General features: G+C 59.3%; 21 protein-coding genes. 10 read left to right on the top strand and 11 right to left on the bottom strand.

Annotated features, from left to right (window positions below; translation table 11 throughout):
• Positions 1-46: 46 nt before the first annotated feature.
• Positions 47-1,126, bottom strand: coding sequence for a tRNA (uridine(54)-C5)-methyltransferase TrmA (trmA, locus tag ACM6IK_RS21435; protein ID WP_414875899.1), 1,080 nt, complete (start codon positions 1,124-1,126; stop codon positions 47-49).
• On the bottom strand, positions 1,123-2,418 hold the full coding sequence (locus ACM6IK_RS21430; protein WP_414875898.1) for an NCS2 family permease: 1,296 nt from the start codon (positions 2,416-2,418) through the stop codon (positions 1,123-1,125). Before ACM6IK_RS21430 ends, trmA begins: the two co-directional genes overlap by 4 nt.
• Positions 2,419-2,642: 224 nt before the next feature.
• Here ACM6IK_RS21430 and ACM6IK_RS21425 point away from each other — a divergent pair, with 224 nt between their 5' ends.
• Together ACM6IK_RS21425 and ACM6IK_RS21420 are read left to right on the top strand one after the other, a co-directional pair.
• Positions 2,643-3,089 carry a DUF4879 domain-containing protein gene (locus ACM6IK_RS21425; protein ID WP_414875897.1) on the top strand — a complete coding sequence of 149 codons (447 nt, stop codon included), beginning with the start codon at positions 2,643-2,645 and terminating at the stop codon, positions 3,087-3,089.
• Positions 3,090-3,157: 68 nt separating this feature from the next.
• The gene (locus ACM6IK_RS21420; protein WP_414875896.1) at positions 3,158-3,709 is read left to right on the top strand and encodes a DJ-1 family glyoxalase III; all 552 of its coding nucleotides are present in this window, start codon (positions 3,158-3,160) and stop codon (positions 3,707-3,709) included.
• Between the two features lie 5 nt (positions 3,710-3,714).
• On the opposite strand, the gene ACM6IK_RS21415 is transcribed toward ACM6IK_RS21420, so the two are convergent.
• Positions 3,715-4,965, bottom strand: a complete 1,251-nt coding sequence (locus ACM6IK_RS21415) for an MFS transporter (RefSeq protein ID WP_414875895.1) — start codon at positions 4,963-4,965, stop codon at positions 3,715-3,717.
• A 558-nt stretch (positions 4,966-5,523) separates the two neighbouring features.
• Here ACM6IK_RS21415 and ACM6IK_RS21410 point away from each other — a divergent pair.
• The 3 genes from ACM6IK_RS21410 to ACM6IK_RS21400 all read left to right on the top strand — a co-directional run bounded on the left by ACM6IK_RS21410 (position 5,524) and on the right by ACM6IK_RS21400 (position 8,242).
• Positions 5,524-6,960 (top strand): cytochrome ubiquinol oxidase subunit I, encoded by a 1,437-nt coding sequence (locus ACM6IK_RS21410; protein WP_414875894.1) that lies wholly within the window; start codon positions 5,524-5,526, stop codon positions 6,958-6,960.
• A 3-nt stretch (positions 6,961-6,963) separates the two neighbouring features.
• The gene (gene cydB, locus ACM6IK_RS21405) at positions 6,964-7,971 is read left to right on the top strand and encodes a cytochrome d ubiquinol oxidase subunit II (protein WP_007975775.1); all 1,008 of its coding nucleotides are present in this window, start codon (positions 6,964-6,966) and stop codon (positions 7,969-7,971) included.
• Positions 7,972-8,074: 103 nt separating this feature from the next.
• Positions 8,075-8,242: a DUF2474 domain-containing protein gene (locus tag ACM6IK_RS21400; RefSeq protein ID WP_108231210.1), complete on the top strand. Its 168-nt coding sequence runs from the start codon at positions 8,075-8,077 to the stop codon at positions 8,240-8,242.
• A 63-nt stretch (positions 8,243-8,305) separates the two neighbouring features.
• On the opposite strand, the gene ACM6IK_RS21395 is transcribed toward ACM6IK_RS21400, so the two are convergent.
• Together ACM6IK_RS21395 and ACM6IK_RS21390 are read right to left on the bottom strand one after the other, a co-directional pair.
• Positions 8,306-9,430: a methyltransferase gene (locus tag ACM6IK_RS21395; RefSeq protein ID WP_414875893.1), complete on the bottom strand. Its 1,125-nt coding sequence runs from the start codon at positions 9,428-9,430 to the stop codon at positions 8,306-8,308.
• Positions 9,431-9,604: 174 nt separating this feature from the next.
• Entirely contained in the window at positions 9,605-10,318 is a 714-nt protein-coding gene (locus ACM6IK_RS21390) for an autoinducer binding domain-containing protein (RefSeq protein WP_414875892.1), read from the bottom strand.
• A gap of 302 nt (positions 10,319-10,620) precedes the next feature.
• Here ACM6IK_RS21390 and ACM6IK_RS21385 point away from each other — a divergent pair, with 302 nt between their 5' ends.
• Positions 10,621-11,397: a ferredoxin--NADP reductase gene (locus ACM6IK_RS21385; RefSeq protein ID WP_414875891.1), complete on the top strand. Its 777-nt coding sequence runs from the start codon at positions 10,621-10,623 to the stop codon at positions 11,395-11,397.
• Between the two features lie 41 nt (positions 11,398-11,438).
• On the opposite strand, the gene mscL is transcribed toward ACM6IK_RS21385, so the two are convergent.
• Positions 11,439-11,852, bottom strand: coding sequence for a large-conductance mechanosensitive channel protein MscL (gene mscL, locus ACM6IK_RS21380; RefSeq protein WP_108216400.1), 414 nt, complete (start codon positions 11,850-11,852; stop codon positions 11,439-11,441).
• A 639-nt stretch (positions 11,853-12,491) separates the two neighbouring features.
• On the opposite strand from mscL, the gene radA reads away from it, so the two are divergent.
• The gene (gene radA, locus ACM6IK_RS21375; protein WP_108216401.1) at positions 12,492-13,859 is read left to right on the top strand and encodes a DNA repair protein RadA; all 1,368 of its coding nucleotides are present in this window, start codon (positions 12,492-12,494) and stop codon (positions 13,857-13,859) included.
• Between the two features lie 128 nt (positions 13,860-13,987).
• Here radA and ACM6IK_RS21370 read toward each other — a convergent pair whose 3' ends face one another.
• Positions 13,988-14,356, bottom strand: coding sequence for a PilZ domain-containing protein (locus ACM6IK_RS21370; RefSeq protein WP_414875890.1), 369 nt, complete (start codon positions 14,354-14,356; stop codon positions 13,988-13,990).
• Between the two features lie 161 nt (positions 14,357-14,517).
• Here ACM6IK_RS21370 and ACM6IK_RS21365 point away from each other — a divergent pair, with 161 nt between their 5' ends.
• The 3 genes from ACM6IK_RS21365 (at position 14,518) to yjiA (ending at position 17,934) form a co-directional block, all read left to right on the top strand.
• Positions 14,518-16,584 (top strand): carbon starvation CstA family protein, encoded by a 2,067-nt coding sequence (locus ACM6IK_RS21365; RefSeq protein ID WP_414875889.1) that lies wholly within the window; start codon positions 14,518-14,520, stop codon positions 16,582-16,584.
• Positions 16,585-16,599: 15 nt separating this feature from the next.
• On the top strand, positions 16,600-16,797 hold the full coding sequence (locus ACM6IK_RS21360) for a YbdD/YjiX family protein (RefSeq protein WP_008052036.1): 198 nt from the start codon (positions 16,600-16,602) through the stop codon (positions 16,795-16,797).
• A gap of 162 nt (positions 16,798-16,959) precedes the next feature.
• Positions 16,960-17,934 carry a GTPase gene (yjiA, locus tag ACM6IK_RS21355; RefSeq protein ID WP_414875888.1) on the top strand — a complete coding sequence of 325 codons (975 nt, stop codon included), beginning with the start codon at positions 16,960-16,962 and terminating at the stop codon, positions 17,932-17,934.
• 51 nt (positions 17,935-17,985) lie between these two features.
• On the opposite strand, the gene ACM6IK_RS21350 is transcribed toward yjiA, so the two are convergent.
• The 4 genes from ACM6IK_RS21350 to glyA all read right to left on the bottom strand — a co-directional run bounded on the left by ACM6IK_RS21350 (position 17,986) and on the right by glyA (position 22,397).
• On the bottom strand, positions 17,986-18,666 hold the full coding sequence (locus ACM6IK_RS21350) for a GntR family transcriptional regulator (RefSeq protein ID WP_414875887.1): 681 nt from the start codon (positions 18,664-18,666) through the stop codon (positions 17,986-17,988).
• A gap of 25 nt (positions 18,667-18,691) precedes the next feature.
• On the bottom strand, positions 18,692-19,396 hold the full coding sequence (locus ACM6IK_RS21345; protein WP_414875886.1) for a FadR/GntR family transcriptional regulator: 705 nt from the start codon (positions 19,394-19,396) through the stop codon (positions 18,692-18,694).
• 69 nt (positions 19,397-19,465) lie between these two features.
• A complete protein-coding gene (locus tag ACM6IK_RS21340; protein WP_414875885.1) occupies positions 19,466-20,779 on the bottom strand; it encodes a C4-dicarboxylate transporter DctA in 1,314 nt (437 codons plus the stop codon).
• A 364-nt stretch (positions 20,780-21,143) separates the two neighbouring features.
• Positions 21,144-22,397 carry a serine hydroxymethyltransferase gene (gene glyA / locus ACM6IK_RS21335; RefSeq protein WP_057713225.1) on the bottom strand — a complete coding sequence of 418 codons (1,254 nt, stop codon included), beginning with the start codon at positions 22,395-22,397 and terminating at the stop codon, positions 21,144-21,146.
• Between the last annotated feature and the right edge of the window lie 151 nt (positions 22,398-22,548).

The raw sequence follows: 22,548 nt of genomic DNA, 5'->3' as shown, positions 1-22,548 counted from the left end.
AAAAAAGCCGTCGTGAAGACGGCTTTTTTGTGCCTGGCAGGAGCCATCAACGCCGGGTGAGCATTACCCCGGATTCCATGTGATGGGTCCAGGGGAACTGGTCGAACATCGCGCATCGGGTGATGCGGTGGGTGTCGTGCAGTTGGGCGATGTTGGCTGCCAGGGTCTCCGGATTGCAGGAGATGTACAGGATGTTGTCGAAGCGTCGGGTCAGCTCGCAGGTGTCCGGGTCCATGCCGGCGCGAGGCGGGTCGACGAACACGCTGCCGAACTCGTAGCTCTTGAGGTCGATGCCGTGCAGGCGGCGGAACGGACGCACTTCGTTCAAGGCTTCGGTCAGCTCTTCGGCGGACAAACGTACCAGGGTGACGTTATCCACCGCGTTCTCGCTGAGATTGCTCAGCGCCGCGTTGACCGACGTCTTGCTGATTTCGGTGGCCAGCACTTTGCGCACGCGGGTGGCGAGCGGCAGGGTGAAGTTGCCGTTGCCGCAATACAGCTCCAGCAAATCATCGGAGCGATCGCCAAGCGCATCGTATGCCCAGTTGAGCATCTTCTGGTTCACCGTGCCGTTGGGCTGGGTGAAGGCGCCTTCAGGCTGGCGATAGCTGAAGGTGCGACCGCCGACTTCCAGCTTCTCGACCACGTAATCGTGACCGATGACTTCGCGCTTGCCCTTGGAGCGGCCGATGATGCTGACGTTCAGATCCGCCGCCAGTTTTGACGCCGCCGCGTGCCAGTGCTCGTCCAGCGGGCGGTGATAGCACAGGGTGATCATCGCGTCGCCGGCCAGGGTGGTCAGGAACTCCACCTGGAACAGCTTGTGGCTCAGGGCCGCACTGGCTTGCCACGCTGCCTTGAGCTGCGGCATCAACTGGTTGATGCGCAGGCTGGCGATCGGGAACTCTTCGATCAGGATTGGCGTGCGTTTGTCTTCCTGGGAAAACATCGCGTAATGACGCTCGCCGGCCTCGCGCCACAGGCGGAACTCGGCGCGCAGGCGGAAGTTTTGCAACGGCGAATCGAAAACGGCTGGCTCGGGTGCATCGAACGGGGCCAGCAGGTCACGCAAACGCGTGACCTTTTCTTCGAGCTGAACGGCGTAGGCCTGGGAATCAAAAGTCATGCGTTGAACCAACCCAGCTTGATCACGAACAGAATCGACAGGATCACCAGCGCCGGGTTCAGCTCACGGCCACGACCGGACATCAGCTTGATGGCGGTCCAGGAAATGAAACCGAAGGCGATGCCATTGGCGATGGAATAAGTGAACGGCATTGCCAGCGCGGTGATCACCACCGGTGCGGCGACGGTGATGTCGTCCCAGTCTATTTCGGCCAGGCCGGATGTCATCAGCACGGCGACGAACAGCAGGGCCGGTGCAGTGGCGAAGGCCGGAACGCTGGCGGCCAGTGGCGAGAAGAACAGCGCCAGCAGGAACAGGATCGCCACCACGACGGCGGTCAGGCCGGTGCGGCCGCCGGCACTCACGCCCGCGGCGGATTCGATGTAGCTGGTGGTGGTCGAGGTGCCCAACAGGGAACCGGCCATGGCTGCAGTGCTGTCGGCGATCAGCGCGCGGCCCATTTTCGGCATGTGACCGTCTTTGCCCATCAGACCGGCGCGCTTGGCGACGCCGATCAGAGTGCCGGAGTTATCGAACAGATCGACGAACAGGAAGGCGAAGATCACGCTGACCAGACCGATGTCCAGTGCGCCCTTGATGTCCAGTTGCAGGAAGGTCGGGGCCAGGGACGGCGGCATCGACATCACGCCGCCGAACGGGGTGAAGCCCATCACGATGGAAACGATGGTCACCACCAGAATGCCGATCAGCACCGCACCGCGTACGGCAAGGGCTTCGAGGGCGACGATCAGGGCAAAACCGAGGGTAGCGAGGATCGGCGCCGGTTGTTTCAGGTCACCGAGGCCGACCATGGTCGCCGGGTTACTGACCACGATGCCGGCGTTGTGCAGGGCGATCAGCGCCAGGAACAGGCCGATACCGGCAGCAATCGCCGAGCGCAGCGGCAGCGGGATGCTGTTGATGATCCATTCACGGATGCGGAAGATCGACAGCAGAAAGAAACACACCGCCGAGATGAACACCGCGCCCAGTGCCACTTGCCAGGTGTGGCCCATGTGCAGGACCACGGTGTAGGTGAAGAAGGCGTTCAGGCCCATGCCCGGTGCCAGGGCGATCGGGTAGTTGGCGATCAGGCCCATGGTCGTCGAGCCGATGGCGGCTGCCAGACAGGTGGCGACAAACACCGCGCCCTTGTCCATGCCGGTTTCGCCGAGGATGCTCGGGTTGACGAACAGAATGTAGGCCATGGCCAAAAAGGTCGTGAGACCCGCCAGAATCTCGGTCCGCACGTTGGTGTTGTGTGCCTTGAGTTGAAACAGCCTTTCCAGCATGTCTGCTCCCCGTGGCGCGCCGGGCGCCGTGAATGTATCGACCTCAACAGCAAAGCACAGGCAGCAGAACGCGCCTGGAAATTACTGTGGGCCGGAAAAAGCCGCGCATCATACCAGTAGCTTGGGGATATGGCTGCTTATGGCGGTGATCGTCGTCGATGTTTTGCGACAACACCAAGTACGCCATACTGCGCGCTGGTTTTTTGGGGGTGGAAAGGTCCTGCATGAAAAGGCGTCTGGTTAGCGTGTCCGGCGTATGGATGGCGTTGTTGCTCGGGGCCCAAACGGCCGTGGCGGCCTCGGCTGCGCCGCTGACGCAATTGAAGGTGCTCAAAGTCGCGTCGCCGTCCTGTGGCGTTGAAAACATCGACGAAGGGCAAACCGGGACGCGCTGCGATCACAATGGCCCGAACATCACGGTGTACGTGCTGGAAGTGGGTTATGGACGCGAGGCCCATGTCGCCCTGGACGGTTTCGAAGTGAATGGCACCCGCACACCGGTCTGCGCGTTCAAGAACGGCAACCTGACCAGTTGCACCCCGGGCGAAAAAACCGTCGGCTATTTGTATGCCCTCGATCTGGCTGGCAAGCAGGAAGGCACGCTGACCTTCAGCAATACCTCGATCAACGCGCCCGGCAATACGATGTCGACGCAGCTTTTCATCAAGTAACCACAGGTCTCGAACAAGGGTCAGGAAAGGTGACTACGCTTAAAAGATCATTCTGTGGACATTACCTGATGACCTTTAGAGCCTTGATTGCCCTCGCCGAGGGCACCGATGACCTGCAGACCGTCACCCTGATCGACGTACTGCGCCGCGCGAAAATAGAAGTGGTGGTGGCCAGTATCGAAGGGCGGCGCATGCTCACCTGCGCCCGCGGCACGCGCCTGACGTCCGATGCCATGTTGGTGGACTTGCTGGCGCAGCCCTTCGACCTGATCGCCTTGCCGGGTGGTGCGGTGGGTGCGCAGCACTTGGCAGCCCACCAACCCTTGCAACAATTGATCAAGGATCAGGCGGCGGCCGGTCGCCTGTTCGCCGGCATCGCCGAGGCGCCCGCCGTGGCGCTGCAGGCCTTTGGCGTATTGCGTCAACGGCGCATGACCTGCCTGCCCTCGGCCAGCCATCAATTGTTGGGCTGTAACTTCGTTGATCAACCGGTGGTGGTCGACGGCAATTGCATCACCGCCCAGGGCTCGGCTGCCGCATTGGCATTTGCCCTGGCGCTGGTGGAACAACTCTGCGGAAAAGCCACACGTGCGGCGGTGGCGGGGGAGTTGTTGGTTTAGCCTGCTTAGACTTTCGCTTCTTCTCTTTCTTCATCTTTAGCCACGTGCATGCGATCGCGGCTGGCCAGGGTCGGGAACAGTTTGACCCACACCCCGGTCACCACCAGCGTGCCGATCCCGCCCATGACCACGGCTGGCACGGTGCCGAACCAGTGGGCAGTCAGGCCTGATTCGAATTCGCCCAACTGGTTCGAGGCACCGATGAACAGACCGTTCACGGCGCTGACCCGGCCGCGCATTTCGTCGGGGGTTTCCAGTTGCACGAACGAGGCGCGGATCACCATGCTGATCATGTCCGCTGCGCCCAACACCACCAACACCGCCAGGGAAAACCAGAACGAGGTCGACAGGCCGAAGGCGATGGTTGCCACGCCGAAGACGCCCACGGCGGTGAACATCACCCGCCCGACGTTGCGCTCCACGGCAAACCGCGCCAGGAACAGCGACATCAGCAGTGCACCCACTGCCGGTGCCGAGCGCAACAGGCCCAGCCCCCACGGGCCGGTCAGCAGGATGTCCTTGGCGAACACCGGCAGCAACGCCGTCGCACCCCCCAATAGCACCGCGAACAGATCAAGGGAGATCGCCCCGAGAATGTCCGGACGACTGCGGATAAAGCGAATGCCCGCCAGCAATGAATCCAGAGTGGCCTTGCCCTTGTTCAGTGGGGTTTGCCGGGCTGGTAGGTTGAGCATCAGCGAACAGGCGATGACATACAAAAGCACCGTCGGGCCATACACCCAGACGCTGCCGAAGGCGTAGAGCAAACCGCCGAGGGCCGGGGCGACGATGGTTGCCGATTGCTGGGCCGATTGCGCGGCGGCCACCGCACGGGGAAACAGCGCGCTGGGCACGATGCCTGGCAGCAGGGCCTGGGTGGTCGGCATTTCAAAGGAACGCGCGGCGCCGAGCAGGAAGGCCAGGACGAAGATCAGTTCCCGGGTGACATGGTCGGTCGCGCTGCCGATGGCCAGCGACAGGGCAATCAATGCTTGCAGGGACTGGCAGATCGCCGCGACTTTGCGCCGGTCATAGCGGTCGGCGACGTGCCCGGTGTGCAGCATGAACAGCACGCGCGGGGCGAACTCGACCAGGCCGACCAGTCCCAGGTCGAGCACGTTGCCGGTCAATTGATACAGGTTCCAGCCGATGGCCACGGTGAGCATCTGGAAGCCGCTGGCGGTGAAGACCCGGGCCAGCCAGAACGCGAGAAAAGGGCGATGGTGACGTAACAGCAAGGGCTCTTGGCTGGGCATCTGCGGACAATCTGGGGAGAGGGGAATGGCGAGATTATCACCAACCTGTAACAGGAAGCTGTCACGAGAAAAAATTCAGTTAGCCAGACATCGATTTTTCAAACGACGAAAACCTTGTGGCGAGGGGGCTTGCCCCCGTTGGATTGCGAAGCAACCCTGCTCTTGCAGGAATCGTTTCGTAAGGGAAGCCGAATTGACTAGCTCCACGACTGCTACGCAGCCGAACGGGGCGATGCGGCGGTCCGACAAGCCCCCTCGCCACATTAATCATGTTGCATCCGGGAATGTATTTCCGGTCATTTCGGCAGCCGTGAGGCAACTTGTCACGCGGCAAAAGACCACGCGGGTTATCCCCGAAAATGGGACTACTCTTTCAACGTTGATTGATCCAGATCAAAACCCACAAAAGGAATTGATCCGGCGGCCGCAAGGCCAGATTCCCTGCGTTGCGATGCGTGCAGAAAAAGAACAAACAGAGATTCGCCACACTCCATATCCGTGGGGGCCGTGGGTGCAGGCTTCCAGCCAGCAGCCGTACTACCTGACAGAGGAAGACTTATGTTCGGTTTAGAGGCACTTGATCTCGCCCGAATTCAGTTCGCGTTCACCATCTCGTTCCACATCCTGTTTCCGGCCATCACCATCGGCCTGGCGAGTTACCTGGCGGTACTCGAAGGCCTGTGGCTGAAAACCCATAACGACACCTACCGTGACCTCTACCATTTCTGGTCGAAAATCTTTGCCGTCAACTTCGGCATGGGGGTGGTTTCCGGTCTGGTCATGGCCTATCAGTTCGGCACCAACTGGAGCCGCTTCTCGGACTTCGCCGGCTCGGTTACCGGGCCGTTGCTGACCTATGAAGTGCTCACGGCGTTCTTCCTCGAGGCCGGGTTCCTCGGCGTCATGCTGTTTGGCTGGAACAAGGTCGGACGTGGCCTGCACTTCTTCGCCACCGTGATGGTGGCCATCGGTACATTGATCTCGACGTTCTGGATTCTTGCCTCCAATAGCTGGATGCAGACCCCGCAGGGCTTCGAGATCGTCAACGGTCAGGTCATACCCACCGACTGGCTGGCGGTTATCTTCAACCCGTCGTTCCCGTATCGCCTGATGCACATGGCCACGGCGGCGTTCGTCGCCACGGCCTTCTTCGTCGGTTCCTCCGCGGCCTGGCATTTGCTGCGCGGCAGGGACAACCCGGCGATCCGCAAAATGCTCTCGATGGCCATGTGGATGGCATTGATCGTTGCGCCGATCCAGGCGGTCATTGGTGACTTCCACGGCCTCAATACGCTTGAGCATCAGCCAGCGAAAATCGCCGCGATCGAAGGGCACTGGGAAAACAAGGGTAACGAGGCGACGCCGCTGATCCTGTTCGGCTGGCCGGACATGAAAGAAGAGAAAACCAGGTTTGCTGTCGAGATTCCGTACCTGGGTAGCCTGATCCTGACTCACTCGCTGGACAAGCAAGTCCCGGCGCTCAAGGAGTTCCCGCCTGAAGACCGGCCGAATTCGACCATTGTGTTCTGGTCATTTCGGATCATGGTGGGTCTGGGCATGCTGATGATCTTCACCGGCTTGTGGAGCCTGTGGCTGCGCAAGCGCGACACCCTCTACTCCTCGCGGCCGTTCCTGTACCTGGCGCTGTGGATGGGGCCGTCTGGTCTGATCGCTCTCCTCGCCGGCTGGTTCACCACCGAAATCGGCCGTCAGCCGTGGGTGGTCTACGGCCTGATGCGCACGGCGGATGCGTCGTCCAACCATAGCTTCATGCAGATGAGCATCACTCTGATCCTGTTTGTCGTGGTCTATTTCGCGCTGTTTGGTGCCGGTCTTGGTTACATGATGCGCCTGGTGCGCAAGGGGCCGAAGATCGACGAAGGCAAGGAAACCAACGACGGTGGCCCTGGCCAGAAACGCACACCGGCCCGGCCGTTTTCCGCAGCCGACAACGACCACATCGACGCCGATCACAGCCTGACCAAGGAGATTTGAATCATGGGTATTGATCTTCCGCTGATCTGGGCCGTGATCATCATCTTCGGCATCATGATGTACGTGGTCATGGACGGTTTCGACCTGGGCATCGGCATTCTCTTCCCGTTCATTCCGGGCAAGACCGATCGCGATGTGATGATGAACACTGTCGCCCCGGTCTGGGACGGCAACGAGACCTGGCTGGTGTTGGGTGGCGCGGCGTTGTTCGGCGCGTTTCCGCTGGCCTATTCGGTGGTGCTCTCGGCGTTGTACCTGCCGCTGATCCTGATGTTGATCGGGTTGATCTTCCGCGGTGTGGCCTTCGAGTTCCGCTTCAAGGCCAGGGACGACAAGCGCCATCTGTGGGACAAGGCGTTCATCGGTGGTTCGGTCACTGCAACGTTCTTCCAGGGCGTTGCGCTCGGCGCGTTCATCGATGGGCTGCCAGTGGTCAATCGGCAGTTCGCCGGTGGTTCACTGGACTGGCTGACCCCGTTCACGATGTTCTGTGGTGCGGCGCTGGTGGTGGCGTATGCGCTGCTCGGTTGCACCTGGCTGATCATGAAGACCGAAGGCAAGTTGCAGGAACAGATGCATGACCTGGCCCGGCCATTGGCCTTCGTGCTGCTGGCGGTGATCGGCATCGTCAGCATCTGGACCCCGTTGGCCCACGCAGAAATCGCCGCACGCTGGTTCACCATGCCGAATCTGTTCTGGTTCATGCCGGTACCGATTCTGGTGCTGGTGACGATGTACGGACTGATCCGCGCGGTGGCCCGCAACGCGCACTACACGCCGTTCCTGCTGACCCTGGTGCTGATCTTCCTCGGTTACAGCGGGTTGGGCATCAGCCTGTGGCCGAACATCATCCCGCCGTCGATCTCGATCTGGGACGCCGCCGCGCCGCCGCAAAGCCAGGGCTTCATGCTGGTGGGAACGCTGTTCATCATTCCGTTCATCCTGGGCTACACCTTCTGGAGCTACTACGTGTTCCGCGGCAAGGTCACCCATGAAGACGGCTACCACTAGCCCTGTGCACCACGAAACTAATGTGGGAGCGAGCCTGCTCCGGGCGGCGTTCCGACGATGGCGTCCTGACAGACGCCATCGATCTACATCGGAGGATTTATCAATGAGCAGCAAACATTCCCTGCACGACATTGAAGAAGCCGAAAAAAAACCACTGTGGCAGCGGCTCGGCTGGTTGGCCCTGATCTGGGTTGGCAGCGTCGGCGCCCTGTTCATCGTCGCCAGCCTGATGCGTCTGTTCATGAACGCGGCCGGCCTGACCACACACTGACATCCCTCCCGTAGCCTCAAGGCACGGATTTACAACCCTCCGACCGGAGGGTTTTTTTTACTGTTATTTACGCGCCTTGAGGATGACGAATTTCGGATTGGTTGCCACTTGCTCGACACCGCGGAACAGCCGCGCGAGCTTGCTGTGGTAACCCAGGTGACGATTGCCGACGATGTACAGCGCGCCGCCCACGACCAGCGCTTCGCGCGCCTGCTGGAACATCCGCCAGGCCAGGAAATCCCCCACCACCTGTTGCTGGTGAAACGGTGGATTGCACAGCACGACATCAAGCGATTGCGGTTCCTGGCCGGCCAGGCCGTCACCGGCACGCACGATCACTTCCCGTTCACCCAAGGCTGCGCGCCAGTTCTCGGACGCCGATTGCACGGCCATGAACGACTCGTCCACCAACGTGTAGTGGGCCTCGGGGTTTTGCAGGGCGCTGGCGATGGCCAGGACGCCGTTGCCGCAGCCGAGATCGGCGACCCGCGCCGAGCCGAGGTTTTTCGGCAAGTGCGGCAGGAAGGCTCGCGTGCCGATGTCCAGGCCTTCACGGCAAAACACATTGGCGTGGTTGAGCAGTTCGATAGCCGGGTCGTCGAGTCTGTAGCGCGTTGGGTAAGGCGATACAACTGGCGTTTTGTCTTGCACCGTGGCAATCAATAGCCGCGCCTTCTTCACGGCCAATGAGGCTTGCACCGGGCCGATGTAACGCTCCAGCAAGTCGCCCGCGGCCCTGGGCAGATGTTTGATCATGGCCGCGGCAACCACTTGGGCGCCGGGTGCCAGTTGACCTTGCAGGCGGATCAGTTGTTCTTCCAGCAGTGCCAGGGTTTTCGGTACACGGATCAGCACGCAGTCGAACGGCCCGGCAAAGGTTTCGCTGGCGGGTATGCTCGGCACGGCATCAAACGCCAGGCCGTTGCGCACCAGGTTCTTTTCCAGCCCCTGCAGGGCCAGGAACGAATCACCGCTGCTGACCACTTGCACCTTGCCCGCCAGGCTGGCCGCCAACGCGCCGAAACTGTCATTGAGCACCAATACCCGGGTGTCCGACGCCGGCTGCTGTTCGGCCAGATGATTGAGCAGGTATTCATCGGCCGCATCGAAAGCTTGCAGCGGTTCGTTCTGCTGTTCGGGCTGGCGGATCAGGTCGAGGCTGGCGAAGGGTGTTTCGAGCAAAGGCATGGGGTGGGGCTCTGGGTAATCAACGGATGTCCCGCTGCCTGAGGCGTTGGAGCGGGCGGAGCCGACCGAGTGTACTGCGTCGTGCAGGTCTACACGCCATCACTCAGGAGGGACCGCAAATGGTACGTTTTTTTTGCCCGGATTACCCGCAGGTTTTCCCGCAGTCGGGCGCTTTCAGATGGCCCCGGACCGGGCTGCGGCGATGACTGCCGCAATCTTGTTGTTGACGCCGAGCTTCTCGATGGCCCTGTGCACATGAAAGTTGATGGTGCGTTCACTCAAATTGAGGATCCTGGCAATTTCATAGGCCGTCTTGCCGTCGGCCGATAGTTTCAATACTTCGAGTTCCCGCCGTGACAAGGGCGGAGCCTGGGGGCGAGCCGGTTTTTTCGGTTGCATTGCGTTCGCCAGAGCGTGCAAATGGCGGCTGATGAACACCGAGAATCCAAGATGCTCGTACAGCTCATAGGCTGAAATCGGGCAATGGCTTCTGGCCAGGCTGAAAATGCTGCGCAGACCGGTTTCCTCATCAAAGATCGCTTGGGACCAGCCATGCTGTAAGCCCTGTTGTCGCAGCAACTGCCATAACCATGGCGTCCTGGAAAAAAGCTCTTCACTCCAGAGAACAGGCAACATTGAATGACTGCAATGCGCCACTACTGGGTCTATTTGTGATGCGTTGCTTTTTTCATATTGAGTATTCCACTCCTGGGGGAAGTTGTTCAGGTTCACTGTACTGGTGTCGACCCCGAATGAGTTCGAAGTAATTGAAAAGCCACAAAATTTATATCCAAGGTTTCTAGCGAAACTGAGCGCGATTCGATAGGCAGTATTGATCTCTTGTGTGTGCGCCAATTGTTTGAGTTGTGACTCCTTCCAGATCTCCATACAGTGATCTCCATTAGCTTGTCTTCTGGGTGCCGTATTGGATCCAGGATCCGGCACGCCACGAAGTGTAGGACATTTCCTGCAGAAGTGGTTCGACAATTTTGCTCTTTTGACTGTTGGGAAAGTGTGCTCAAGGTTCTTAGGGAATAAGTGGTTATGAAATGCCACATATAATTTTATACATAGGGTTGTATCCGTATTCTGTAATCGACGACTAGTGCGCATTAATGTCACTACAAATTGTCGGTGGTTACGCTGCTTTCTTTGCGGGACACTGGGGTATCTGTTGATTGGAGCCTTCCATGTCCGTCAGTGAAGAAAAATTTACGCGCCAGACCTTGCTCGAGGTTCATCCGTTGACCCCGAACCTGTTTACCCTGCGCGCCACGCGGGATGCCGGGTTTCGTTTTCGGGCGGGGCAGTTTGCCCGCCTGGGCGTCACCAAGGCTGACGGCAGCACCGTATGGCGCGCCTACTCCATGGTGTCCTCGCCCTTTGACGAGTTCCTCGAGTTCTTTTCCATTGTCGTACCGGGCGGTGAGTTCACCAGTGAGCTGAGCCGCCTGGGCGTTGACGATACATTGCTGGTCGACCGCCAGGCCTTCGGTTACTTGACGCTGGACCGTTTTGTCGATGGCCGCGATCTGTGGTTGTTATCCACAGGCACGGGCATCGCGCCGTTCCTGTCGATACTCCAGGATTTCGAAGTCTGGGAGAGATTCGAGCGGATCATCCTGGTCTACAGCGTTCGCGAAGCCCGGGAACTGGCTTATCAGGAGCTGATCGCGGGGCTGGCGCAACTTGAGTATCTGGCTGAATACGCACACAAATTGCAATTCATCGCCACAGTCACTCGTGAGCAGCATCCTGGCGCATTGAACGGACGGATCACCACACTGATTGAAAGCGGCGAGTTGGAGCGCAACGCGGGAGTTGCGCTGACGCCTGAGCATTCACGGGTCATGCTGTGCGGCAACCCGCAGATGATCGATGATACGCGCAAGTTGCTTAAACAGCGGGACATGCACTTGAGCCTCAGCCGGCGACCCGGCCAAGTGGCGGTGGAAAACTTCTGGTAAGCAAAACGGCGCCTCAAGGGCGCCGTTTTTTGCCAGTGTAGTCAAGGCCGGTTGTTTTGGGCCTTGAGCAAGTCGCGGATCTCGCCCAGCAACTCTTCTTCCTTGGTGGGAACCGGCGGCAGGCTAGGGGCCACGGACTCCTCACGCTTCAGGCGGTTGATGGCCTTGACGCCCATGAAGATCGCAAAGGCGACGATGACGAAGTCGATGATGGTCTGGATGAACTTGCCATAGGCCAGCACCACCGCAGGAATGGCGCCGTCTGCTGCCTTGAGCGTTATGGCCAGATCACTGAAGTCCACGCCACCGATCAGCATCCCGATTGGCGGCATGATCAGGTCACCGACAAACGACGTAACGATCTTGCCAAAGGCCGCACCGATGATGATGCCGACGGCCATGTCGACCACATTGCCTTTGACCGCGAAGGCCTTGAACTCGTTTAGCACGCCCATAGGTTATTCCTTGTTACAGATGAGGTAGATGTGCGCAGTGTAAATCAGCAAATCGCATCCTGCTCGAATCAACTGCCTGCTGTGCTTGCCAGCCATTGACCCGGGCGGTGTTGAAAAATTCACCGATTGATCTCATCTGAGGTCGGTCAGGCCTTCTGAGGCGTTCTCAGATGACGTTTTTTTCAGCGAAATGGCGTCATTTGTGTGGGCGAGACAAGGTTGAGCGACCATTCCTGAATCGGGACGTTCAAGATGATCGGGCAGTTAGTGGCCAAGAGGCTGCATTGAAAATTAAATGCAACTGCGGTGATATGAACTGTTTCGTTAGTTTGGGGTGTCTGACAAGTTGCACGTTTCTCTGAATCATTGCTGCGTTTTGTGTGAATGTTTTCGAAGTTGTGCAAAAAGTATGTATATGAACAAAGTTTGTATAGGTTTTCGAAGTGTACGGTATGGCATGTCCCAAGAATTTGTTGGCCCAGTTGAGCGAAAAACTTATACAAGGTTTTTAGAATGGGTGTATCCCAATATGCCTGTGTTTAATAAGGTTATTTGAAGTCTTCAAAAGGGTTGAGAAATATCTGGCCGCACTCGCGCGCCTTGGCTGAGCTATCATCGCGTTTTTTTCCGGGAGTTCCGATGGCCAAGGCCAAGCGCATGTACGGCTGCACCGAGTGCGGCTCAACCTTCCCCAAATGGGCCGGCCAGTGCGGTGAGTGCGGGGCCTGGAACACGCTGACCGAAACCATGGTGGAAAGCGGCGGGGCAGCCGCCCCCAGCGGTCGTACCGGCTGGACCGGCCAGCAGGCGCAGATCAAGACTCTGGCCGAAGTCAGTGTCGAAGAAATTCCGCGCTTCTCTACCGCTTCCAGCGAGCTGGACCGGGTTCTGGGTGGTGGTCTGGTGGATGGCTCGGTGGTGCTGATCGGTGGCGACCCTGGCATCGGCAAGTCGACCATTCTGTTGCAAACCTTGTGCAACCTCGCCAAGAGCATGCCGGCGCTGTACGTCACCGGTGAGGAATCCCAACAGCAAGTGGCCATGCGTGCGCGGCGCCTGGGGTTGCCTCAGGATCAACTGCGGGTCATGACCGAAACCTGCATCGAAACCATCATTGCCACGGCCCGTCAGGAAAAGCCCAAGGTGATGGTGATCGACTCGATCCAGACGATATTTACCGAGCAATTGCAATCGGCACCGGGCGGCGTATCCCAGGTGCGCGAAAGCGCGGCGTTGCTGGTGCGTTATGCCAAACAGAGCGGCACGGCGATTTTCCTGGTGGGCCACGTCACCAAGGAAGGCGCGCTGGCTGGCCCTCGGGTGCTGGAGCACATGGTCGACACCGTGCTGTATTTCGAAGGTGAGTCCGACGGGCGCCTGCGTCTGCTGCGGGCGGTAAAGAACCGCTTCGGTGCAGTCAATGAACTGGGCGTTTTCGGCATGACCGACAAAGGACTGAAAGAAGTCTCCAACCCGTCGGCGATTTTTCTGACCCGTGCCCAGGAAGAAGTCCCGGGCAGTGTGGTGATGGCAACCTGGGAAGGTACACGGCCGATGCTGGTGGAGGTTCAGGCGCTGGTGGACGACAGTCACCTGGCCAACCCGCGTCGGGTCACGCTGGGGCTGGATCAAAACCGGCTGGCGATGTTGCTGGCTGTGCTGCACCGTCACGGTGGCATTCCGACCCACGATCAGGACGTGTTTCTCAACGTGGTCGGCGGGGTCAAGGTGCTGGAAACGGCGTCCGACCTGGCGTTGATGGCAGCGGTGATGTCCAGTTTGCGCAACCGGCCGTTGCCCCACGATCTGCTGGTGTTCGGTGAAGTCGGGCTTTCCGGTGAAGTGCGTCCGGTGCCGAGCGGTCAGGAGCGTTTGAAAGAAGCGGCCAAGCACGGCTTCAAGCGGGCCATCGTGCCCAAGGGCAATGCGCCGAAGGAGGCGCCGGCGGGGTTGCAGGTCATTGCTGTAACCCGGCTGGAACAGGCACTCGACGCGTTATTCGAGTAACTAACAGACGAAACACAAACCCTGTAGGAGTGAGCCTGCTCGCGATTTTGGTGTGTCAGCCAGCAGCAATGTGACTGTCAGATTGCAATCGCGAGCAGGCTCGCTCCTACAGGGGAATTCGATGATGGCTAGATCTCGATCAGCGCACCCAATTCTCGCTCCAGCTCCTGCGGATCAGCCAGGTTGAGCTCGATCAATCGCCGCAGGCGTTCGATGGACTCCAGGCTGATGTGCCGGCAGATAAAGCCGAGTTGGCCGTGGTCTTCGTGGGTCAGTTGCACATCCATGATGATGTCCGCCTCTTCGCCCAGATGAATGTCGACCAGAAAATCCTGCTGCGCATTGCCCAGCCACGGAACGGGTCGCTCGATCAGCAACCCCTTGAGCGACAGATCAATCAACTTCACCGACCAGGTGGACTCTCCCTGACTCAGCTCGGTTTGGGCATCGAACGCAATACGTTTGAAGCGGCGACGTTCGGCAGGGTGCTCGCTCATGACGCGATCCTCGTAGATGTACGCTGACTATAGACCTGCATACTTCAAGGCGGCCAGCGCGTGCAGGTGTCCAGACCAATGTCGGGGGTATGGTCTTTGCCATCAGGAGAGCTAAACTCGATATGGTTGTCTTTCTTGTCCACTCTGGCTGGAATATCAAAATGAAAAATAACAATAGCCCGCTACGCCATTTGCCTTGGCTGGTGCTGGCAATCACAGGTGCGTGCGCCCTGGGTGTCGTGGCATTGCGCCGGGGCGAGGCAATCAACGCCTTGTGGATTGTGGTCGCTGCCGTGGCCATCTATCTGGTCGCCTATCGCTACTACAGTCTGTTCATCGCTAACAATGTCATGCAACTCGATGCACGACGGGCCACGCCTGCCGTGCTCAACAACGATGGTCTGGACTACGTGCCGACCAACAAACACATTCTCTTCGGTCACCACTTCGCCGCCATCGCCGGCGCGGGTCCGCTGGTCGGTCCGGTGCTGGCGGCGCAGATGGGCTACCTGCCCGGCACGCTGTGGCTGATCGCCGGCGTGGTGCTGGCCGGTGCGGTGCAGGACTTCATGGTCCTGTTCATGTCCACCCGCCGCAACGGTCGATCCCTGGGCGACATGGTCCGTGAAGAAATGGGCCGCATCCCCGGCACCATCGCACTGTTCGGCTGCTTCCTGATCATGATCATCATCCTCGCGGTGCTGGCGCTGATCGTGGTCAAAGCCCTGGCCGAAAGCCCGTGGGGCATTTTCACGGTGATGGCGACCATCCCGATCGCGATGTTCATGGGCATCTACATGCGCTACATCCGCCCCGGTCGCATCGGTGAGATCTCGGTGATCGGCGTGCTGTTGCTGCTCGGTTCGATCTGGCTCGGCGGGCAGATTGCCGCGGATCCGGTGTGGGCCAAAGCGTTCAGCTTCACTGGCGTGCAAATCACCTGGATGCTGATCGGCTACGGTTTTGTCGCGGCGGTGTTGCCGGTGTGGCTGATTCTGGCGCCCCGTGACTACCTGTCGACTTTCCTGAAAATCGGCACCATCGTCGCCCTGGCCATCGGCATTCTGATCACCATGCCCGAGCTGAAAATGCCGGCCCTGACCCAGTTCATCGACGGCACTGGCCCGGTGTGGAAGGGCGGGCTGTTCCCGTTCCTGTTCATCACCATCGCCTGTGGCGCGGTCTCGGGTTTCCACGCGCTGATCGCCTCCGGGACCACGCCGAAACTGCTGGATAACGAAACCAACGCCCGCTACATCGGTTACGGCGGCATGCTGATGGAATCGTTCGTAGCCATCATGGCCATGGTCGCCGCGTCGGTGATCGAGCCGGGCGTGTACTTCGCCATGAACAGTCCGGCCGCGGTTGTCGGCGGGGATGTGGTGGCGGTAGCGACAGCGGTCAGCAACTGGGGCTTTGCCATCACACCGGAAGCCCTGCAAGCGGTGGCCCATGACATCGGTGAAATTACCATTCTGGCCCGTGCCGGTGGTGCACCAACCCTGGCGGTCGGTATCGCACAAATCCTGCACAGTGTTCTGCCGGGTGAAAACACCATGGCGTTCTGGTACCACTTCGCGATTCTGTTCGAAGCGCTGTTCATCCTGACCGCGGTCGACGCCGGTACCCGTGCCGGGCGTTTCATGCTCCAGGACCTGCTCGGTTCGTTCGTGCCGGCCCTGCGCCGCACCGAATCCTGGACAGCCAACCTGATCGCCACCGCCGGTTGTGTGACCATGTGGGGCTGGTTGCTGTATCAGGGCGTGATCGATCCGCTGGGCGGCATCAACACCTTGTGGCCGCTGTTCGGTATCTCCAACCAGATGCTGGCCGGTATCGCGCTGATGCTCGGCACCGTAGTGCTGATCAAGATGAAGCGCCAGCGGTATGTCTGGGTCACCATGCTGCCGGCCGTTTGGCTGTTGGTTTGCACCAGCACCGCCGGTTTCATCAAGCTGTTCGATGCCAACCCGGCGATCGGCTTCCTGTCGCTGGCCAGGAAATACAGCGATGCCCTGGCCAACGGTCAGATCATCGCCCCGGCCAAGGACATCACCCAGATGCAGCACGTGATCTTCAACGCCTACACCAACGCAACGCTGACCGCGCTGTTCCTGTTCGTGGTGTTCAGCATCCTGTTCTATGCGCTCAAGGTCGGTATTTCCGCCTGGGGCAGCAAGGGGCGTACGGACAAGGAAGCGCCATTCCAGGCGCTGCCGGAAGCGTGATCGAGGATTTGCACCATGTTCAATGACCTGAGTCGCCTCGGTAAATACCTCGGTCAGGCCGCGCGCCTGATGGTCGGCATGCCCGACTACGACAACTACGTCGAGCATATGCAGAGCAAGCACCCGGACAAACCGGTGATGAGCTATGAGATGTTCTTTCGCGAGCGTCAGGAAGCCCGTTACGGTGGCAAGGGTGGACCGAAGTGCTGTTGATCCGGTTGTCGGATTAACAGCAATACCTGTGGGAGCGAGCTTGCTCGCGATGGCGGACTGTCAATCAACAGTGATGTTGAATGTTAAGCCGCTATCGCGAGCAAGCTCGCTCCCACAATTGTTTTGTGTTGTTTTTTCTCTGTGTGAAAAAGGAGATCCAGTTTGTCCTCTCCCATCCCCGTAACGATCCTCAGCGGCTTCCTCGGCGCCGGCAAGACCACCCTGTTGCGTTACCTGCTCAAGGCCGAGCACGGCCTGAAAATCGCCGTCATCGAGAACGAATTCAGCGATGCCGGCATCGATACCCAGTTGTTGGGCGACGAGCCGGTGCAAGTGATGACACTGTCCAACGGCTGCGTCTGCTGCACCATCCATACGGACCTGACCAAAGCGCTTTATCTGTTGCTGGAGCGTCTGGACCAGGGCGATATCGCCTTCGACCGCCTGGTGATCGAATGCACTGGCCTGGCCGACCCGGCACCCGTGGCACAAACCTTTTTCATCGACGAAGAGTTGCGTGAGCGCTATATCCTCGATGGCATCATTACGCTGGTCGACGCGGCACATGCCGACGTGCACCTGACCCAGACCATCGCCCAGGCGCAGATCGGTTTCGCCGACCGCTTGCTGGTGAGCAAGCGCGATCTGGTGGACGAGCCGTCTTTCGCCGCGTTGAGCGAGCGCCTGACCCGCATTAACCGTCGAGCGCCGATTCGCGTGGTTGACCACGGCAGGATCGACCTGGCCGAGTTGCTTGATGTCCGCGGTTTCAATTTGAACGCCGACCTTGGTGGCGGCGTGAGCTTGCGCCCGGTCAACCAGGTTGCGCCGTCCATCGACCGCATTTCCAGCCTGGTGCTGCGCACTGAAAAGCCGCTGGATATCGACAGGCTCAGCGAGTTCATGAACGAACTGCTGGAAGACCATGGCAAGCAACTGCTGCGCTATAAAGGTGTATTGAATATCCTCGGCGAATCCCGTCGCATGGTGTTTCAGGGTGTACTGAAGCTTTATGGTTTCGACTGGGATACAGAGTGGGCTGAAGATGAGCCGCGTGAAAGCGTGATCGTGTTTATTGCTGATGATTTGCCGGAAGAGAAGATTCGTGAGGGGTTTGCACGGGTGGCGGCGGTCTGAAGCTTTATGGCGTTTGTGAGGATGCCATCGCGGGCTTGCCCGCGATGCGATCTAGCCGGCAGCACAATGTTCACGGGTTGTATTGAGCAGAGTCTGTTCCAGATAATCCAGATGCCGGTTGAGCACAATTTCCGCCTTCGCAGCATCCCCTCGCTCCAGTGCATCCAGGATCTCCATGTGCACCTGCCATACGCAATAATCCATCGACTGCGGATCAAACTGCGCAAGCGCCAACGAAGTCAGCGGCACCAGGCTGTCTAGAAAGTGCGATAACGGTGCATTACCTGCCATTTCTGCCAATCGCAGGTGAAACTCTCCCGACAAACGGATCGTCCGGCCACGCTCAGTGCATTGACGCTCGCTATCGACCAGCGTCCGCAGTTGCTTCAGGTCTTGCGCGCAGGGTCGCTGACAGGCCAGCCGCACCAGCATGATCTCGGCCAGACGCCGGGCATGCAGTGCCTGCCGGGTATGCTCGGCATCAAGCTCGGCGACGCGGGGACGATGGTTGACTCGAAGAGTGATGATCTGCTGATGGGACAGTCGCGTCAGCACATCACGCATATCGCTGCGCCTTGCACCGAACATCTGCGCCAGGCTTTCTTCCGTAAAGCGACTGGCCGAATGGATGCGCTGTTCGAAAATGGCATCGAGGACCCGTGAATACAGATCATCCACCGAAGGGCGGACGGGCAGGGTGGCGAGCGTTTGTGGCGAGGCGAAGCTGTTCATGGCCAATCTCCAGTTCGAAGAGGTTTCAACTGCCGAGGTTGTCTTCCGGGATGTTCAGTTCGATGCCCATGCGCTGGCCTTCACACAAAATATGCCGACGCATCTCGGCGCTGGCCTGGGCGCTGTTCTTGCTGCGGATCGCCCGCACCACCGCTTCGTTTTCTTCAAGGCGCTCAGCCAGATGCTCCGGGGAGTTGCGCAACACTTCGGCGCTTTGCTTGAGGGCATTGCTGGTTTGCTGGACCACGCTCTGGAAGATCGGGTTCGACGTCAGCGTGAACAGCTCTTCGTGGAACGCGATGTAGGCACTTACGCCGGCTTCACTGTCATTGGCCTCCAGGGCTTCGCGCATGTCCATCAGGGTCAGGCGCAGTTGCCCGACTTCCTTGCTGCTGATGGACTGCGCCACGAGGCCGACGATGAACGGCTCGAGGGTGTAGCGCAGTTGCAGCACGTCTTCCAGGCTCGCTGCGGCCACCGCGCTTTCGTGGGACTGGCCATCGCTGAGACTGGCCTCGAGTACCACTACGCCTTTGCCCGGCATCGAGCGCACCAGGCCAAGGGTTTCCAGGACAATGACCGCTTCACGCAGGCTCGGGCGGCTGATACCCAGTTGTTCGGCCAGTTCACGTTGCCCCGGCAGCATTTCGCCGGAGCGCCACTGACCACGGGCCAAAGCGGCCCGAAGTTTTTCCACGACTGAAGTTACAACGGTTGACGAGGTAATCACTGTTCGCTCCATGAGCATCTAAAAGTGGTGAGGGTGTGCCAGCCAAGGTGGGGCCGGCACACCGATGATTCAGAATTCCTGCTGATGTGCCGGTGCGACCGGTTTACGCGGCTGGAAGGTATAACCCGCCTGGCCGGAAAGTACCTTGTTCGCCCGCTGCACATCGATGTCCTTTTCCCACCGCGCGATGGCGACGGTTGCCACACAGTTGCCGATCAGGTTGGTCAACGCCCGGCCGATGCCCATGAACCAGTCCACGGCCAGCACCAGCACCAGACCCACCACCGGAATGGCCGGAATGGCTGTCAGGGTGGCAGCCAGGATCACCAGCGCCGAGCCCGGAATGCCGTGGGCACCTTTGGAGGTGATCAACGATACCAACAGAATGGTCAGCAAGTCGGTCATCGCCAGCGGCGTGCCGGTGGCATTGGCGATGAACACAATGGCCAGGGTCAGGTAGATCGAGAAACCGTCGAGGTTGAACGAGTAACCGGTCGGTATCACCAACCCGACCGTCGAACTGCCGATGCCCAGATGCTCAAGCTTGCGCATGATTTGTGGCAGCACGGCATCGGAGGACGCGGTGCCCATGACGATCAACAGTTCTTCGCGCAGGTACTTGAGCAACGGCCACATCCTTAAGCCAGAGAGACGCATCACCAGGCCGAGAATCAGGGCCACGAAGGCAGTACAGGTCAGGTAGAACAGGCCGACCAGGCTGCCCAGGTGTTGCAGCGAGTCCAGGCCATATTTGCTGGTGGTGAAGGCGATCGCGCCGAATACCCCGATGGGGGCCAGTCGCACGATCATGCCCATGATGCGGAAGATCACGTGGCTGAGTTCATTGATCAGCCGCGAAATGCCCGATGCCGCTTCTCCCACCAGATTCAGTGCACTGCCGAACAACACTGAAAACAGCAGGACCTGCAGGATATTGTTATCTGCAAAGGCGCCGATCACCGACGTCGGAATCAGGTCCATCAGGAACTGTGTGGTGGTGTGCATGTGCTGACCGCGCTGGGCAATGTCGCCCATGTCGGCTGCGGAAAGCTGCTCCAGGTGAATGTTCGCACCGCTGCCGATGCCGGTGCTGAAGGCGAACACCAGGCCGATCACCAGGGCAATCGTGGTCAGCACTTCAAAGTAGATCACCGATTTGAGGCCGATACGGCCGACCTTCTTCAGGTCGCCGGCACCGCTGATGCCGCTGACCACTACGCAAAACACAATCAGGCCGATGAGCATTTTGATCAGCTTGATAAAACCGTCACCGAGCGGTTTGAGCTGAGCGGAGTATTCGGGAAGGGTCAGCCCGCAGACGATGCCGAGCACCAGTCCGAGAACCACTTGGAGGAAGATTGAACGCGAGCACCATCTGAGCATGGGAGGAATCCTGGTCGGTGTCCTGGCTGCCGTGTGCGGGGCACATCAGATTCAGGACTTAATTATTGTGGTCTTACCGGTATGTCCAGTGCAGGCGCAGTGTAGGCGCTGTTTTTGAGTGTTCGCAAGCAAAAATTAGAAAATTGGCATGACCGGTCTGACCAGTGGTGCTGGTCCTGTAGGAGCGAGCTTGCTCGCGATGGTTTCAATGACAATGCGTTGAACCAGCAAGCACGCGTTATCGTTGACGACCTTCGTCGGAGCGCCGCCCGGAGCAAGCTCGCTCCTACAGAGGCGTTTCGCAGGCGAAAAAAAACCGGCCATCTCTGGCCGGTTTTTTATTGCTGCGGTTTAGCGGGGCTGATTAGGCGCCGTACACCGGCAGTTTCTTGCAGATGGCCTTGACCTTCTCACGAACGGCGTCGATCACCGCTTCGTTGTTCAGGTCAGCCAGGATGTCGCAGATCCAGCCGGCCAGTTCCTTGCACTCTGCTTCCTTGAAGCCGCGAGTGGTCACAGCCGGAGTGCCGAAGCGCAGGCCGGAGGTGACGAACGGGGAGCGTGGGTCGTTTGGCACGGAGTTCTTGTTCACGGTGATGAACGCTTTGCCCAGAGCGGCGTCGGCGTCTTTACCGGAGATTTCCTGCTTGATCAGCGACAGCAGGAACAGGTGGTTCTGAGTACCGCCCGACACCACGTCGAAACCGCGCTCGATGAACACGCCGGCCATGGCCTGGGCGTTTTTCACCACTTGTTGCTGGTAGGCCTTGAACTCAGGCTGCAGCGCTTCCTTGAAGCAGATCGCCTTGGCAGCGATCACGTGCTCCAGCGGGCCACCCTGGGCGCCCGGGAATACCGCGGAGTTCAGCTTCTTCTCGATGTCGGCGTTGGCGCGAGCCAGAATCAGGCCGCCACGTGGACCGCGCAGGGTCTTGTGGGTGGTGGTGGTCACGACGTCAGCGAATGGAACCGGGTTCGGGTAGACGCCAGCAGCGACCAGACCTGCCACGTGAGCCATGTCGACAAACAGGTAGGCACCGACTTTGTCAGCGATTGCACGGAAACGCGGGAAGTCGAGGATCTGCGAGTAGGCAGAGAAACCGGCCACGATCATTTTTGGCTTGTGCTCGACAGCCAGGCGCTCGACTTCGTCGTAGTCGATCAGGCCGTTGGCATCGATGCCGTACTGGATGGCGTTGTACAGCTTGCCGGAAGACGAAACGCTGGCACCGTGGGTCAGGTGACCACCGTGGGCCAGGCTCATGCCCAGGATGGTGTCGCCAGCCGACAGCAGGGCCAGGTAAACGGCGCTGTTGGCTTGCGAACCGGCGTGCGGCTGAACGTTGGCGTAGTCGGCGCCGAACAGCTCTTTTGCTCGATCAATTGCAAGCTGCTCGACGATGTCGACGTACTCGCAACCGCCGTAGTAGCGCTTGCCCGGGTAGCCTTCGGCGTACTTGTTGGTCAGTACCGAGCCTTGAGCTTCCATCACCGCTGGGCTGGTGTAGTTTTCCGAAGCGATCAGCTCGATGTGTTCTTCCTGGCGCTGAGCTTCTTGCTCCATGGCGGCAAAAAGGTCGGCGTCGTACTTGGCAATAGTCAAATCACGGCTGAACATGGCGGTCCTCAAGGATCGGGGGCGGAAAAGGGAGGCATTCTAACCCAATGGGTTTTAGATGGCATATGAAACGGCATCATGTCGCAGACAAGTGGGCTTCATGACCAGATATGCGGTGATTGTGGCGGCCTCTTCGCGAGCAGGCTCGCTC

Origin of the sequence: Pseudomonas sp. IT-196MI5 (assembly GCF_949767415.1) — a bacterium.
GTDB lineage: Bacteria > Pseudomonadota > Gammaproteobacteria > Pseudomonadales > Pseudomonadaceae > Aquipseudomonas.
Note: the sequence above shows the minus strand (reverse complement) of the source record. Positions and strands in the feature narration are given on the sequence as shown.